This window comes from Micromonospora yongxingensis (genome assembly GCF_052601155.1).
Genome location: NZ_JBQXEO010000007.1, coordinates 220090 through 235857 on the forward strand (window position 1 = coordinate 220090; position 15768 = coordinate 235857).

A 15768-nucleotide genomic window follows, 5' to 3' on the forward strand; every position below is an offset into this window, starting at 1 on the left:
GCCCCGGAACGCCGCGCGGCCACGAATCCGGCACGTCGTCAGGACGATCCACAGGGGGTTGGCATGTCAGGTCTTTCGGCTCGTTCCCCCCGACAAACTGCCGCTCCTCAAGTCCGGCCGTGGGCGGTGGCCTGCGTCGTGTTCGTCGTCGCCGAGCTGACGGTGCGGGCGTACTGGATCGCGGGTGGCCGGTGGGGGTACACCGCCTGCGACCGCACCAATCTTGTCGACCCGACGGGCGGATGCGGCGCGAACCAGGTCGGGACACTGCCGTTCTCGGCGGGGTGGGGAGCGGTGGGAGTCGGTGCCGCCCTCGCGGTGCTGGTCGTGTACGCGGTCCGGTTCCCCGGCCGCTACCCGGCCGCCGGCAGTTGGGCGGCGGCCGCGCTGCTCCTGGTCCTCGCGTTCCCGCTGCATCTGCTCTTCGAGATCCCTGCGGCGTTGGCGGGACGCCCCTCGGACTGGCGCGACCTCGGCGCACGGCTCGCGCTGGCGACCGGCGGTCTCCTGTTCGCCGGGCTCGCCAACGCCTGCGCTCCGCAGCGCGGAGCGCAGGCGGCCGGATACCAGCCGGTGCCGCGGTGGACCCGCCGCTGGGCGTACGTGGCGGTCGCTCTGCCGGTGGTCGGCTGGGCCGTGCCGCACGGGCTGTGGGTGCTCGGCGTTCCGTTCGGGATTTCCCAGCGGGAACTGGATGACATCCACCGGAGCCTCTCGACCTGGACCGGCGTGGCGATCACCCTCGTCCCGCCGCTCGCCGGCCTGCTCGTTCTCGGGTTGATACAGCGCTGGGGTCAGCAGTTCCCACGCTGGGTGCCGGGACTGCGGGGGCGCCCGGTCCCCCGGCTCCTGGCGGTGACCCCCGCCGGGGTGGTGGCGCTCACGCTGGTGACCTACAGCGTCTTGAGCGCCGCGGTGCTCGTGAGGCAGGTACTCACCGGGGACACGCACTGGTCGGATGTGCGGGAGGGATGGGCGGTGAGCGCCACCCTGCTGGTGTTCCTCGGCTGGGGAGTGGCACTGGGCGTCACCACCACCGGCTACGCCATCACCACCCGGCCTCGTCAGGAGCGAGCCACGAACACCGAGGTCTCGCTCGGAGACGCGTGCCGGCCGGGTGCCGCACCTAGCGGGCAGCGGTGTCGATGAGGTCTGCGACCGGGCCGGGTTGAGAGACTGCCACGGCGTGGGACGCGTCGATCTCGACCGTCGTGGACCCGGCCCTCTTGGCCATGAAGCGCTGCAGGTCCGGCGGAACCCCCATGTCCTGGGTGGTGATCAGGGTCCAGGACGGGATCGTCTTCCAGGCGGCCTTGGTCACACTCTCCGTCTGGGCGGCTTCGGTGGGCGGCCGCTGCGTCACCGCCATCAGCTCAGCGGTTTCGAGGTCGACGTCGGCGGCGAACACCGCCGGGAACTTGTCCTGATAGATGTACTGCTCCGTGGCCGTGCCACCCTCGTCGAGGGGGAAAGGCACCATCTTGATGGACGTGAGGAGCGCGCTTCCCGGGAACTTGGTGGTCAACTGGGCCACGCTTTCGCCGACGTCCGGGCTCACGCTGGCGACGTACACCAGAGCCTTCACGTTGGAGGCACCATCCGCAGCCTCGGTCATTACTGATCCGCCGTACGAATGAGCGGCCATCACGACCGGGCCGGAGACGGTGTCCACAACAGATCGAACGTAAGCGGCGTCCTTCTGCACACCGCGCAGTGGGTTCGCGATGGCAATGACCGGGTAACCCCGCCGCTTGAGGTGAGCGATCACCCCATTCCAACTCGACGAGTCGGCGAATGCCCCGTGGACGAGCACGATGGTCGGCATCCCTGCCTCCTGGGCAGACATGTCAGAAGCGGCGTTCATCTCGGCATTCCTTTCGAGAGGCCCCGCTATCCGCTGGACGTGATAGCGCAAACCGGACGACGAGGATGTTTCGACAGGGCGTTCGTTGGCGGCCGCGTACGGGCCCGCACTCCCGGCCGTGGGAGCGGTGCAGCATCCAGTATTCAGAGCGGATGAGAATTCTGTCAGCGAGATCTGGAAAGCCGGCTGTACCAGGTCCGGCCGTACCACAGGGCAGGCCAAGAGCCGGAAGTGCCGATCGGAGCGGAGGCGCACGTCGTAAGGGTTCCGAAAGGGTTCGCGGCCAGTTCGACGGCTGCGGTGGTCGTACGCTGCGGGGGTGAGAAAAAGGATCTTCCGGTCACGGTTGGTACGGGCCGGTCTCGCCTCCGCTGTCGTCATGGCGATTGTGGCTGCCTACTGGTTCCAGCCGTGGAAGCTGTTTACCGACACATACGTCGACGACGCACTTCCCCCCACAGGGACGACACCAGCCACCACCACTCCGGCGTCCGCGACCCCGCCCCACGCGGCCTCGGCCGCCACACCAGCGGGGAACGAGATCCTGGCCGCCGGCGAGTTCGTCACTCACGAGCACAAGACGACCGGCAGTGCCGAGATCGTCCGGCTCGCCGACGGGCGCCACCAGCTCGTCATTCGAGACCTGGACACGTCGAACGGTCCGGACCTGCGGGTGTGGCTGACCGACCAGCCGGTGACCCGAGGCACGGCCGGCTGGCGCGTGTTCGATGACGGCGAATGGGTCGAGCTGGCAAGGCTCAAGGGCAATCGGGGCGACCAGGTGTACGAGCTGGCGGCATCGGTTGACCCGCGAGACTTTCGCAGCGTCTCCATCTGGTGCAAGCGATTCGCGGTCTCCTTCGGGGCCGCCGAACTCACGACCACCTGACCACGCCGCCCGATTTCAGACGCCAGAATCCAGGTGCCGTTCAGCTGGACGGCTCGGCCGGCCAGAACTGGAACAGGAACGACTCCACGCCGCGTAGTTCCTCGATGCCCGATCGTGGCGTCAGGGCAGCGATTCGGGACCGCCCGGCGCTGTACGCCCGCACCTCGTACCGGCCTGCTGGCCCGATCCGGAGAACATGCGTGTCGGTTGGCTGAACCTGCAGGTAGCCGCTGTCCAGCCGGACGCGTCCCGCCTGGCTGCTCTCCCACCCGTCGAGCGGGGGCGGCGGCCCGTCCCAGATCTCCAGAGTGACACTGGCGAAATGGTCGGTGGCACCGGCGCTGAACGCGATGACGCAGTTCGGGGAGACCGACAACCATTCCTGGCCGGACGCCTCGTAGTCGCCCTCGTCGTCCAGCAGCACGATCATGCGCCGAAAGACGAGCACCTCGGTCTCCAGGCGAGTCAGCCGTCGGGGCATCGGGTGTCCTCTCTGGCGGTGACCGTGCCCGCCCCACAGAGGAGGCGGGCACGGTCGTCAGCGCGTCACTGAATCGATGGGCTGCCCGGGACGATTCCGTCACGGGCACCCAACCGACACTACTGGTGCACCTGGAGTGATCCTCCCGCCAGCGGTTGAGGGTCGCTCACGTCCAGGTCGTACCCCGCAGTGCCACGATTGTCGTAGAGCACCGTGTTCTGCGGATACTCTCCGGCCGACAACGGCCACACGACGAGCCGGGAGGCATCGGGGTCATCGAAGCCGTACGCGACGAAGCCGTATCCGGGTACGCCGTCGACGGTGCCGGTGCCCTTCACCGCGACCTTGTCGTCGAGGGTGACGACGAGCCATTCCAGCGCGGTCGAATCGAGGTCGAACGAGGTTCCCTGCAGCGATGCCGACACCTTGCCGCCGCCCGGTACGGGACCGGTCTCACCGGGCAGGTACTTCGGGTTGAACGTGAAGGTCAACTTGCCCGCCACGTTTGGGGCGCCGGTGAGAGCACCGGCCGGCGAATCGAGGAAGCCACCCTGAGTACTGAAACCGCCCTCCGGGTCGTAGACGATCACCATGACGCTGGCCGCGTCGGCGACGCCGTCGTCGTCGTCGGCGACACCGGTGCTGATCGTGTACATCCCCGGCGTGGTGTAGGTGTGCTCGCGTACGCACTGCCGTCCCCGTGAGGTGAACGTCTGCGAGGTGCCGTCGTCCCAGTTGGCCGAGCACACGTGGGTGTCGTTGAGGCCAGGGTCGGTGAAGTTGGCGGTCAGCTTGACCGACTGCCCGACCCGGAACACCTGCCACGGCGTGGGCGTGACGATGCCGGCGGACGACGTGGCCGTGGGGGCCACCGTCATCGTGGCCGGCTGCGGTCCCGCGACCGCAGGTGCCACGTTGTGCACCGTGACCGTCGCGCTGTCGCTGACCGAACCGTTGACGCCGTCGTTGGCCGACAGCGTCACCGTGTAGGTGCCGTCATCGGTACAGGTGATGCCGGTGGTGGTGCTGCCCTCGGCGGTGAAGGAGCAGGCGGCGCCCGGGTCGGTGCCCGGCCCCGGCGCGTACGTCCACCCCGTCGTCGGAGTGGTCTCCGCGTCGGACGCGCTGCCGCTGAGGGTGATTACCGAACCCTCGTCGCCGCTGACGTCCTGCCCCGCGTCGACTGTCGGGGGTTGGTCGGGATCGCCACCCTCGTCCGGGTCCTCCTCGCAGGCTGCCGGGTCTCCGGTGTCGGGTGCGTCGGTGATGTGCACGAAGAACTCGTCCTCCGCCGCGGTGGGGACGCCCGGCTGCCACACCAGGATCCGGTCGTCGCGGTAGTACCGCTGCAACTCCCTCCCGGCGCAGCCGTTGACCGCCGCCGTCACACCGAGGACGGAGAAGTTCCAGTCTCCAACGCCGGCGCCCTCCCGAGTGGAGGCGAAGGGGAACTCGTCGCACTGCTGCGCAGGCGGCTTGTACAGGTGCGCCGGCAGACCCAGCGCGAAGTACGGCGTGCCCTGTTGGCAGGCCTGGTCCTTCTGGTAGCTGTTCCGCGAGTAGTAGGTGACGCCGTCGGGGTGGCTCGGCACCTTCTCGGTGATCCGGTGCAGACCGGGCGCGTCGCGGTTGTCGACGAACTTGCCCGGGACCTGTTTGCCATCCTTCAGGGGCCACGACGTACAGCCGGGATCCAGTGCGCACTGGATGTGCCGGGCCACCTCACCGTGCTTGGCGCTGATGGCCGAATACTGCAGATGAGGGATGACGTCGTCGAAGACGCACGCCTTGGACCGACTGAGGGCGAAACCGACCGACGCGGAGTCGCACCGCACGGTGTGCGACTGGGCAATCTTCTTCGCAGGCACGCCCGGCAACACGCTGGAGAAGACCCTGGACTTGAAGTGCCACAGGTGTCGCTTCACCTTGTCGAGACCGTCGCCGGCATTCGCGGAGGCCACCGTCCACGAGTGCCAACTCCCATCCCTGTCCCACTCGTCCATCGTCTTGCCCGCCGTCGCACCCCCCGCGGAGCATCCGTCGAGGAAGTTGTCGCAGTCGACCCACAGGTGCATGATCGCGCTGCGCAGCGACGCCTCGTCCCACGGGAAGAATGCCTGATAGTCCGCCGACCCGGGTTCGGTGCGCAGGAAGACCCGCACGTCGCGGTTGCCGTCGTCCCGCCCGTACGCCGCGGCCCGGAAGATGATGCTGACCGTCCCCACCACGTCGTCGTCCTCGTCGCGCACCTCGCCGCCGATGCGACCACGCTGGCACCAGGCGAAGCGGTTGTAGACGCGGCCGTACTCACCACGCCCGTTGTCGCTGTCCCAGCAGGGGTCGAGGTAGCTCTCGTCAGGGACGGCCGGCGGGCGCCGCGCCCCGCTCGGGGCCAGTGCCGTGCCCTGCCCGGCACCGGAGAACGACTTGTCGCCCTGGCGCTCTGCCACGTCGCGAGCGTCCTCCGCGGTGGGCTCGCGCTCCTCCGCCGGCGCGAGCGACGTCCGCGCGGCCTGCGGCACTGCGTCGCCGTCGGCCTCGATCGGCGCGTAGAAGGGCTGGATCGTGAACGTTTCGCCGGCCGCCGACGGCTCCGTCGCGGAGGGGTCGGCCGCCGCGGTGGCCGGCGTGGCGACGAGCGCGGTCACCCCGAGAGTTGCCGTGAGAGCCGCAGCCAGCAAGCGGCGTCTGAAATTCTGGTATATCAGCAATTTCCACCCTCCGATTCGGTCCGCGCTGGCGCTATTGCACTCGCGCGGCAATCCCATGTGGAGGGGAGAGTAGCGCGGCCCTTAACGAGCTTTTGCCCCGCGCTGACGTTGCCGTCTATTTACCGCCGTTTATGGGTGAACTTCTCGGAGCATCTGATTGCGGCCGCTCACAGTGTCTTCAATGGTTGTCCGAAACCAGACGTTCGAGGCGACGGCGGGCCTCCTCGGCCGCTGGGTCACCCACGTCCTCGTAGATCCGCACGGCCTGGCGCCAGGCGGCAGTCGCAGCGGTCCGGTCGCCCATTCCTTCCCGGGTGTCCCCGAGCCGGATCAGGGTCTCGGCCTCGTGATAGCGGTCGACGGAGTCGCGGAAGAGTTGGATCGCCTGCTCGTAGCAGTCGGCCGCGCGGTCGCGTTCACCGAGGCGGTCGTAGGCGAAGCCGAGACTGTCCAGCGTCGCGGCCTGGCCGTTGCGGTCGCCGCTCTGCCGTTGGTGGACGAGCGCTTCGCTGCAGCTCTCGATGGCCTGCGCGTAGTCGCCGGTGGTGGCCAGCAGCCAACCGATCGCGTTGAGCGTCCGGGCTTCCCCCGAGCGGTTACTGGCCAACCGGTAGAGCCGCAGCGCCTCGCGGCCGTGTGCGAGCGCCTCGTCGAGCCGCCCGTCCAGGTAGCAGAGTTCGCAGTAGTTGTGCAGCGTCTGCGCCTGACCGGTCGCATCGCCGAGGCGTTCGTGTAGCTCGAGTGCGCGCTTCAGCCGGTACTCGGCGGCGTCGTGATCGCCGAGTCGGGTCAGTGCGCGAGAGAGCAGCCTGTTGGCGGCGGCCTGACCGGCGAGGTCGTCAACTTTCTCCGCGGCGGCCAGCGCGACCCGTTGGGTGGTGAGCTGGTCCTGCCACAGGCCGCGCGGTGCCAGGAAGGTATTCAGCGCCCAGGCGATCTGCCAGGCGTACGCTTCGAAGCCGTTCTCGGCGGCCTGCCGGACCACCCGGACCAGCACCCGGTGCTCCGCCGTGAACCACCCGAGGGCGCCGTCGTGATCGGTCACCGGCCGCCTGGCGGGCACGGGCAGCGGCGGCACCGGCTCGATCGGGGGCCACTGCGGCTGGAGCAGCAGGGCGGCCGGGTAGGCGGCGTGCAGGTAGTGGTCGTACAGGCGATGTCGGGCTGCCACGCGTTCGTCGACGCGCTCCGAGGACTCGGCGAGTTCGGCCGCGTAGGCGCGCAGAAGATCGTGGAAGGCGTACCGGCCGGGGGTGTGCTCGGCCAGCAGATGCAGCCGGGTCAGCTCTCGCAGTCGCGGCGTGACGGCCGCGGTCGACGTGCCGGCGAGCGCCGCAGCCGCGGCGGCGGTCAGGTCAGGGCCCGGATGCAGCCCCAGCAGGGTGAACAGCCGGGCTGCGTCCTGCCCCAGAGCCAGGTACGACCAGGAGAAGACGCGCCGGACGTCGCCGTCGGCCAACGCGTCCAGCCTCGCCTCGGCCGAGTGCAGTTCGGCGGCGATGGCGCCGAGCGAAAACGCGGGATTGGTGGCGACGCGCGCCGCCACTATCGACAGCGCCAACGGGAGTCTGCCCGCGGCTTCGACGATGTCGGCCACCGCAGCGCGCTCGGAGGCGAGCCGGCTGGCGCCGAGCCGGCTGGCGAGCAGGCTCATCGACTCCTCGGCCGTGAGCACGTCCAACGTCATCGGCTCGGCGCACTCGGCGGCGATCAGGCTGCCGAGCCGGTCGCGGCTGGTGACCACGACCATGCAGCCGCCGGCACCGGGCAGCAGGGCGCGAACCTGGGCGGAGTCGCGAGCGTTGTCGAGCACCACGAGCATCCGGCGGGAGGCCAGCAGGCTGCGGTAGAGCCCCGTCCGGGCCTCGATGTCGGAGGGTATCCGAGCGTGGGGCACGCCGAGCGCTTCGAGGAAGCCGGACAGGGCGTCGGGCGGGGACACCGCGCCGGCTTCGTCGTACCCGCGAAGGTTCACATACAGCTGGCCGTCGGGAAAGCGCTCGGCCACCCGGTGCGCCCAGTGCAGCGCCAGGGCGGTCTTGCCGACTCCGGCCATCCCGGACACCGCAGAGATGACCACCGTCGTCGGCCCCTGGCCCCCGCGCTCCAGGAGCGCGTCGAGGCTGGCCAGCTCGGCGCCGCGGCCGACGAACTCCGGCACGGCACGTGGTAGCTGTTCGGGGCGCTGGATGAGGGGCTCCGGTGCGGTGCCCGGCAGCGGCCCGACCGGCCCGGTCGGCGGTTGCGCTGCCAGTCCCGGGCGGTGATGCAGGATGTCGTCGTACAACGTGGTGAGCTCCGGCGTGGGATCGAGGCCGGTCTCCTCCGCCAGCACCTGCCGAGCGTGCCGGAAGGCATCCAATGCGCCGGCCACGTCGCCGAGGCGATACAGGCCCACCATCAGCTGGCCCCACGCCCGCTGCCGCAGCGGGTGCCGGTCGAGCAGGGCGCGCAGCCGGCGCACCACGTCGGCCGGCGCGCCGAGCGCCAGCATCGCCTCGGCGTAGTCCTCTTCGGCGAGCAGTCGGCGCTCCTCCAGCTGCGCCACCCGCCGGGCCAGCGCCGGACGCAGCGGCAGGTCAGACAGCGAGGCCCCACGCCACAGGCCCACCGCGGCGGAGAGTTCCGCCTCGGCCCGGTTCACATCTGTTGCGGCGAGAGCCTCGCGGCCCCGCGCCGCCGCGGCGTCGAACAGGTCCAGGTCCCGCTCGCCTGGCTCCACCCGCAGCAGGTAGCCGCCGGCCGCAGTGGTAATCCCCTCCCAGGGCTCCCCGCCGCCCAGCGACTGCCGCAGCCCGCGCACGTAGGTGCGCAGGTTCGCCGCAGCCGACGCCGGCTGTTCCTCGCCCCACAGCGTTGCGGCCAACTCGTTGGTGCCGACGACCTCATTGGGGCGCAGCAGCAGGGTGGCCAACAGGAGACGCTGCTTCACCGAGCCCAGCGGAACCGGCCGGCCTTCGCGGTACACCTGGAGCGGGCCAAGGAGGTCGAAACGCACAGGCACCTCACATCTGGGCGCTGCCATCTGTCATCAGGTGCGCCGCGCCCGGATGACGGGAGCGGGCGTGGGTGGTGTGTACACCAGTTGTGCGCCGGTTGTACGGGCCCCACCGTACCTTTCTACCGTCCACACTCTCCCATCGGAGAGTCTGGATGCGCCGTGATGCAACGGTCATGGTTCCGTTTCACCACCCTCGTCCCGAATGATTGTCGACCAAAGGAGATGCATGTCCTCGCTCCACTCCGTGCGTCGCGTGCTTCGTAGAGCTGCTGTCCCCGCCGTCGGTGCGGTGTTGGCCATCGGCATCAACGTCACCATCGCCACGCCGGCCGCGGCCAGCGGCTCCTACACCGGCAGGGCGTACGTCCACGGCAGCGGCGTGGTACCTGACGACTTCGATGACGAGGGCGTCGTCAACGTCGCCACGCACCGCAACTCGAACGTCGCCTGTCTGTGGCAGACCATTCTGTGGGCGAATGGTTACCTGCCCTCGTCGGGGGTCGACGGCGTCTTCGGCGACCAGACCGATGCCGCAACGAAGAATTTCCAGCGCGACAAGGGCCTCGTCGCGGACGGCTCTGCCGGTCGGAACAGCTGGACGAAGGCTGGCGACAGGCTCGCGCAGCACGACAACCAGAACGGGTGGCTGTATGTGGTGTATGACGGGGTCACGGGTTCCAGGAGCCCGTACAGCTCGCACGATTTCGTGTTGCAGCGTTCACCCGACGGGAACTACCGGTTCTACCCGCCTCAGGGCAGCGGCCCTTACTGGGCCGCGTACAACTCCCGCACCTGCTGACCTCGCCTGACCTCGGCAACGGCAATCCGGACGTCGCGAGGTTGGCGGGCCGCTGGCCCGGCGACGTCCGGATTCCGACGCCACCACCCGTCCCGCCCCAAACGATAATCGAGCTGCCTCGCTGACACGGAGGGGTTGTCAGCGGGCCAGGTCGAGAAGTGCCGGCCCGTCGCTCAACTCATGGTCGGCGCGCAGGCGGTACGTGCAGGGCCAGTAGGCCTGACAGTCGCGGCACCGGCGAGGATCGTCATCGCACTGGCAGTGCCTGCCGGCGATCGTTTGCCAGTTCTCCATGCTCGAGTCCATGGGCTACAGGTACCCCGGAATCTCAGGGGCCACCCATCCCGGGCCGGGCACCAGAGCGGCGTCAGCCCTGGCGACGGTTCCAGGGACCGGTGACGGCGTACGTGATGCCCGGGTTGTAGACGTTGAAGAACATGGTCCGGCCATCGGCGGAGAACGTCGCCCCGGCCAACTCGCCGTACGCCGGATCCTCCGCCGTGCCGACGTTGACACGGTTGTGGGCAAAGACGAACACCTCGCCGTCGGCGGTCGTACCGAGGATGTGCTGGTCGCCGATTCCGTCCTCGCACATCATCAGGCCCCCGTACGGGGACATGCAGATGTTGTCCGGGGCGTCGAACTCTGGGTTCTCCGGCGCCGGCGTCGGACGGGTGAAGATGGTTTCCAGACGCAAGGTGTTGGCGCGGGGGTCATACCGCCAGACCTGGCCGTCGTGGTCGCGGGCCGAGCCCAGCTCACGCCGGGCGAATGACGAGACGAAGTAGGCGCAGCCGTCCCTCTCCCCCCACCAGGCGCCCTCGATCTTGTACCCACCGGTGATCGGCTTGCGGTAATCCTGTGCACGGACCGACTCCGTCGTCGCCAGGGGGTCCGGCACGTCAAGCCACTCGATGCCGGAGAACGACGCGCCCGCCTCGGTCACCACGGACAGATCCGGCAGGTCCGGGACGTGCAGAGCCTGCAGCATACCGCCTGCCCGCAGGCTTCCGTGACCGCAGAGCGGCCGGTTCGGCAGGAAGCGGTAGAAGCTGCCCAGCGGTGCCACGAACGCGTCCTCGGTCTCGTAGACGATGCCGGTGCGCGGGTCGACCGCGACTGCCTCGTGCTGGAACCTGCCCATCGCGGTCAGCGGTGTCGGGTCGGTGTTGCGAGCATCGTCGTACGGGTCGACCTCGAAGATGAACCCGTGGTCCTTCGTGTACCCGCGGGTACCGGCTCTGTCTTCGGTCTCCTCGCAGGTCAGCCAGGTGCGCCACGGGGTCAGGCCGCCGGAACAGTTGATGGCCGTGCCGCCCAGGCTGACGTGCTCCGAGACGGCGCGTCGTGATGCTCTGACGATGATCGTGCTGGTCCCGCCCCCGGCAGCCGGGTCGTACGTGCGTTCCGGCGGAGCCACCACCCTGATCGTCGCGGTCGGGGAGCACTCGTGGTTGCGGACCAGGCGGCTGCCGCGCGCCCTGTCGGCGAAGGCACCCATGCCGTCGAACCGGCTCGGCACGATGCCGCCGTCCGGCCGGACGGCGCCTTCGCGGGACAGCACCGTGTAGCGGAAGCCCACCGGCAGGTCGAGCATGCCGGCCGGGTCAGGCACGAGCGGGCCGTACCCGAGATCCGGACCGGACACCCCCAGCGCGGGTGCCGCGGTGAACAGGGCGTCGACCGAACCGGCCACAGCCACGGCGAGACCGGCTCCGGCTGAGCGGGACAGAAACTGGCGGCGAGACAAAGACACGGGACAACCTCCTGGACGTCGCGGCCCGTCGCGACCCGGGCCGATATCGACCTGAACCGCTCGAACCACTACGTCACATCGCGCCTCACCAGTCAAGGCATCGATGGAGTTGATCGGGACCGATGCCATCCACGACGTCGCCGGCAACGAGAGGGTTTGGCATGAGATGCGGCAGCCTGGGCAGCCGGGTCCGGAGCCAGCCGCAGATCAGATAAGGACTGAACAGTCAATAGGCAATCAAGATAGGTGAGGCCACGAGCGCCCCGGAACTGCAAGGTATTGAGATTCCGATCTCTGGCAGTGGATTTGCTGGTCGACGAGGAGAAACCAACTCTATGCTTGCCGCCGGAATACGCCCGGCCCATCCGGGTCGGGGGGAACACCAGTACAAGGATTGCGAATGCGCCGGGATTCTGCTCTGGACAACGGCACTGCTGGCGTCGGCGAAGTAACACCGGACGGCGAACCGTCGACGTCCAGCGCAGAGGACGTCGCGCGCCGATCCGCGGTCGCCGAGGAACAGGAGTTTCTCGACTTGGCCACGGCCCGGCGCGACAGGCTGGCCGACCACCTACAGGCCGAGCTTTCGTCAGAGGCCCTGGACGCGTTGGAACAGGCGCGGCAGCGCATGCTCCGCCAGCAGTACGAAGAACTACGGCGGGCACGGGAAGGGCTGGTCTTCGGCCGGCTCGACGGCCTTGACGGCAGCGTGCGACACGTAGGCCGTGTCGGTCTCCGCAACGACGGCGAGGACAGTGAGCCGCTGCTGGTGGACTGGCGCGCTCCCGCAGCTCGGCCCTTCTACACCGCGACGGCTGTCGACCCACAGGGCCAGGCACGGCGCCGTCACATCCGCACGACGGGATCGACCGTCGTCGGCGTGGACGACGAGCCCCTGGACGGGACGCTAACGGCGGAACTCGTCGGTGAAGGCGCTCTCCTGGCCGCCCTCGACCAGCGGCGCACCGGCCGCATGTCGACGGCGATCTCCACCCTGCAACGCGAACAGGACGCCATCATCCGGGCCGAGGCGACCGGCCCGCTGATCGTTCAGGGCGGTCCCGGCACCGGCAAGACGGTGGTTGCTCTGCACCGCGTGGCCTATCTGCTGTTCGCCCACCGACAGATGGCCGACCAAGCGGTCCTGGTCCTCGGCCCCTCGCCGCGGTTCCTCCAGTACATCGCCCAGGTGCTACCCGCGCTCGGTGAGACCGCCGTCGTCTCGGCGACCTGCGACACTCTGCTGCCGGAGATCCACGTCGGCCGCGACGAGAGCCGGCTTCTCGCCGAGATCAAGGGCCGCGCCCTCTGGCAGCCCGCGCTCGATAACTACGTCACGTCGCTACTCCCCCGGCCCCGTGAGCTGAAGCTGCGCTGGGAGGGCGAGTTCTACGTCATCACAGCCCCGACAGTGGCGCAGGCGCTCGCCTCGGCGGTGCAGGGACGCCCGTACCACCGCGCCCGCGCGGCGTTCACCGAGCAACTGCACCACCTCCTTGCCGACGCCGTCGTCGAGCAGCGCGAGGCGCTGATGAACGAGATGGAGGAGGGCTTCGAGGACATCCTGGCCCGCGTCGACAAGGACATGCGGCATGACCACCACCCCGGCACGACGTCCACCGGCAGTGACATCGACGGACTGCTCTCCGAGGAGGAGATCGAACAGCTCCGTTCTCGTATCGCCGAAAACGCCACCATCGCCCGGTTCATCGAGGCATGGTGGCCCACCCTCGACGCTGAGACGCTGCTGTGTGATTTCCTGACCGACCGCACCCTGCTGGCCCGGTTCGCCCCGCAGCTGTCCCCGGACGAGATCACCGCCGTCTCGGCCGAGCCCGCCCCGTGGGCGTCGAGCGACATCCCCCTGCTCGACGCCCTCGCCGACCAACTGGGCGAGGTCGAAGCCCCGCAACCGCAGGGCGAGTTCGTCGCCGACCTCGCTCGCCGGCAGCGCGGCTGGGTGTACGGCCACGTCGTCATCGACGAGGCGCAAGAGCTGTCCGAGATGCAGTGGCAGATGGTCCTACGGCGCTGTCCCGGTCGCTCCATCACCGCGGTCGGCGACATCGACCAGGCGGAGGCAGCGCACCGGCACACCAGTTGGGCACAAGCGGTGCGGGCTGTTTTCGGAGACCGCTGGACCGCTGCGGAGTTGACCATCTGCTACCGGACTCCGCGTGAGGTCATGGACCTCACCGAACCGGTCTTGAAGAAGGCTGGCAGCCGCAACGCGCCGCCACGGGCCGTGCGCTCCTCCGGCATCGCCCCCTGGGAACTCATGATCACGTCCGCCGAGCTTGCCGGCGCCGCCGCCGAGGCTGTGCGACAACTACAGCATCGGTGGCATGGTGGCACCGTCGGCGTCATCGCCCCCGCCGACCGCATCGCCGAACTCCTGGCCGTGCTGAGCGATGTGCCGGTGCTCACCGCGTCCCAGTCCAAGGGATTGGAATGGGACGCGACGCTACTCGTCGACCCCCAGGGCATCGCCGCTGAACCGCGCGGCTGGAACGGTCTCTACGTCGCGCTCACCCGCTGCACCCAGGAACTCGGACAGCTGATCCTCACGCAGCGATCGCCATAGGCCTCGGGGGTGGCCCGCATCGCCACTACGGGACGAACAATCCGGCCCAGGGCGCCAACGCCCTGGGCCGGAGTAGTGCCGTGGCTGTCGGTCTTGCCGATCAGGTGATGTTGATGTCGCTGCACCACATGTAGGTCTGGTCCAGGTGTGACGCCTTCCAGAGCACGAACAGGACGTGGTTTCCGGTGCGTCCAGGGATCGAGACGTTGAACGAGATGTTCTGTGCTGGCGCGTACCGCCCGGTCGTTGTGATCAGGTCGAGGTTGCCCCACCCGACTCGCTGGGTGCTCGGGTTGAATCCCGGCTTGGTGACGTAGACCCGGAGGAAGTCAGCACCGTGGCTGGCCTGGTCGTACAGATGGACCGTCAAGTTGCGGCTGACGGTGGTCGCCTTCCATGCTCCGGGCTGGTTCACCGTGTCGTTCCTGGAGAGGGCGTTGCTGCAGAGCTGTCCGTCCGGGGTACGGGCTTCGTACTGGCCGGCGAGGCCGTCCCGCAGCTGGCTCATCCAGTTCCACATGGTGTCGGGGTTGGCCTGGAACGCCCGCCAGCACATGGGGTCTTGTTGCTGCATGGCCGGGTTCGTGTGTTGGTTGCCCCAGGTCTTCCAGCACTGATAGGCGCGACTCGCCGGGTTGATGATGGTGCCGTGGGCCTGGGCCGCGCCGGTCCAGGGCAACGTACCGACCACCATGGCGAAGAGCACGACGAGCACTCGGAGGGACTGACGGACTGACCGGGATCGTCCGTCGGATAGATCGGACTTGTGTGAACGCACTGTTCGTCCTCCGTTCTGAGGTACTGAAGATCAGCGTGGGAACGCTCCCAAACCAACTGTTACATCTATGAGCCTAAATATCAACTTTGATCTATTTAAAGTCTGATGTGGATCAAGCTGACCGGAATCGCCCGGTGGAGGAGATGGCCAGCCCCTGGTTCCGCAGGAGCGGGTACCACCGCCCCGTCCGGCCGCCCGGCCGGGTCAAAGCCCGGCTGCGACGTCGTACCGGTGGCGCTGGTCGGCCATCTCCGACTCGGTCAGCGCCTCCTTGAGCGCCAACTCCTCGTACTTGTCCGGGAACATCTCCCGCAGCCGGTCGACGAACCTGACGTCGGCGGTCGCCTCGACCACCTGGATGCCCGGCGGCTCGGTGGACATATCCATGATCACAGGTCCGGCCAGCTTGACCGCCACGTCCCAGGGGCGTTTCTGCTCGGCCACCCCGCAGAGGTGGAAGCCGTAGACCGTCCGCACGTCAGCGAGCGCGGTAACCTCGGCCGGCTCGTAGCCGTAGACGCGGACCCCGCAGATCACTGGCGGCCTCTTCTCCTCGGTGGCCGCCTGCTGGACACCGTGTCCGGCGTGGTTGTGCTGCCCCGGGTCCGCCTGTTCGAGCGTGGTACGCATCCGGGTCATGATCTGCCCTTGCAGATCCGCCGGCTCTGCCTCCGGGCTGGCCCGGTTGACCAGTACGACCGTGCCGGCCGACACCGCCAGCAGGATCACCGCCACCCACACGAAGCGGTTTCGGTACCAACCCGCGAAACTCTCTCGGGAAATCATGATCGCTTCTCACCTCATCGCCGGTCCTGGTGCGCTGCCAGACCGAATCGGACGCCCCCGAGGTGTCAGACGTCGAGCGCGTCGACCGTCGGGGACACATACCAGGGGACACGGACGGC

General features: G+C 68.7%; 11 protein-coding genes. 4 read left to right on the plus strand and 7 right to left on the minus strand.

All coding sequences use genetic code 11. The annotated features are described in order from the left end of the window. Window positions 1–126: 126 nt before the first annotated feature. Window positions 127–1149 (plus strand): hypothetical protein, encoded by a 1023-nt coding sequence (locus tag ACTWLT_RS11975; protein WP_445318420.1) that lies wholly within the window; start codon window positions 127–129, stop codon window positions 1147–1149. On the opposite strand, the gene ACTWLT_RS11980 is transcribed toward ACTWLT_RS11975, so the two are convergent. Further along, on the minus strand, window positions 1127–1825 hold the full coding sequence (locus ACTWLT_RS11980) for an alpha/beta hydrolase (RefSeq protein ID WP_445318421.1): 699 nt from the start codon (window positions 1823–1825) through the stop codon (window positions 1127–1129). The two genes, ACTWLT_RS11975 and ACTWLT_RS11980, sit on opposite strands and share 23 nt — an antisense overlap. Window positions 1826–2243: 418 nt before the next feature. Between ACTWLT_RS11980 and ACTWLT_RS11985 the strand changes: the two genes are divergently transcribed. Next, a complete protein-coding gene (locus tag ACTWLT_RS11985) occupies window positions 2244–2753 on the plus strand; it encodes a DM13 domain-containing protein (protein WP_445318422.1) in 510 nt (169 codons plus the stop codon). A gap of 40 nt (window positions 2754–2793) precedes the next feature. Here the strand turns inward: ACTWLT_RS11985 and ACTWLT_RS11990 are convergent, their stop codons facing one another. The 3 genes from ACTWLT_RS11990 to ACTWLT_RS12000 form a co-directional block, all read right to left on the minus strand. Continuing rightward, entirely contained in the window at window positions 2794–3234 is a 441-nt protein-coding gene (locus ACTWLT_RS11990) for a hypothetical protein (RefSeq protein WP_445318423.1), read from the minus strand. Between the two features lie 119 nt (window positions 3235–3353). Next, window positions 3354–5882 (minus strand): PKD domain-containing protein, encoded by a 2529-nt coding sequence (locus ACTWLT_RS11995; RefSeq protein WP_445318424.1) that lies wholly within the window; start codon window positions 5880–5882, stop codon window positions 3354–3356. A gap of 241 nt (window positions 5883–6123) precedes the next feature. Then, on the minus strand, window positions 6124–8877 hold the full coding sequence (locus ACTWLT_RS12000) for an AfsR/SARP family transcriptional regulator (protein ID WP_445318425.1): 2754 nt from the start codon (window positions 8875–8877) through the stop codon (window positions 6124–6126). 295 nt (window positions 8878–9172) lie between these two features. Here ACTWLT_RS12000 and ACTWLT_RS12005 point away from each other — a divergent pair, with 295 nt between their 5' ends. Continuing rightward, on the plus strand, window positions 9173–9745 hold the full coding sequence (locus tag ACTWLT_RS12005; protein WP_445318426.1) for a peptidoglycan-binding domain-containing protein: 573 nt from the start codon (window positions 9173–9175) through the stop codon (window positions 9743–9745). A gap of 367 nt (window positions 9746–10112) precedes the next feature. On the opposite strand, the gene ACTWLT_RS12010 is transcribed toward ACTWLT_RS12005, so the two are convergent. After that, window positions 10113–11447 carry an alkaline phosphatase PhoX gene (locus ACTWLT_RS12010; protein ID WP_445318427.1) on the minus strand — a complete coding sequence of 445 codons (1335 nt, stop codon included), beginning with the start codon at window positions 11445–11447 and terminating at the stop codon, window positions 10113–10115. A 454-nt stretch (window positions 11448–11901) separates the two neighbouring features. Between ACTWLT_RS12010 and ACTWLT_RS12015 the strand changes: the two genes are divergently transcribed. After that, window positions 11902–14085 (plus strand): HelD family protein, encoded by a 2184-nt coding sequence (locus tag ACTWLT_RS12015; protein ID WP_445318428.1) that lies wholly within the window; start codon window positions 11902–11904, stop codon window positions 14083–14085. Between the two features lie 100 nt (window positions 14086–14185). Here ACTWLT_RS12015 and ACTWLT_RS12020 read toward each other — a convergent pair whose 3' ends face one another. Both ACTWLT_RS12020 and ACTWLT_RS12025 read right to left on the minus strand, forming a co-directional pair. Beyond that, complete coding sequence (locus tag ACTWLT_RS12020) at window positions 14186–14800, minus strand: lytic polysaccharide monooxygenase (protein ID WP_445318429.1); 615 nt, start codon at window positions 14798–14800, stop codon at window positions 14186–14188. Window positions 14801–15067: 267 nt separating this feature from the next. Further along, complete coding sequence (locus ACTWLT_RS12025) at window positions 15068–15649, minus strand: hypothetical protein (RefSeq protein ID WP_445318430.1); 582 nt, start codon at window positions 15647–15649, stop codon at window positions 15068–15070. Window positions 15650–15768: the final 119 nt, after the last annotated feature.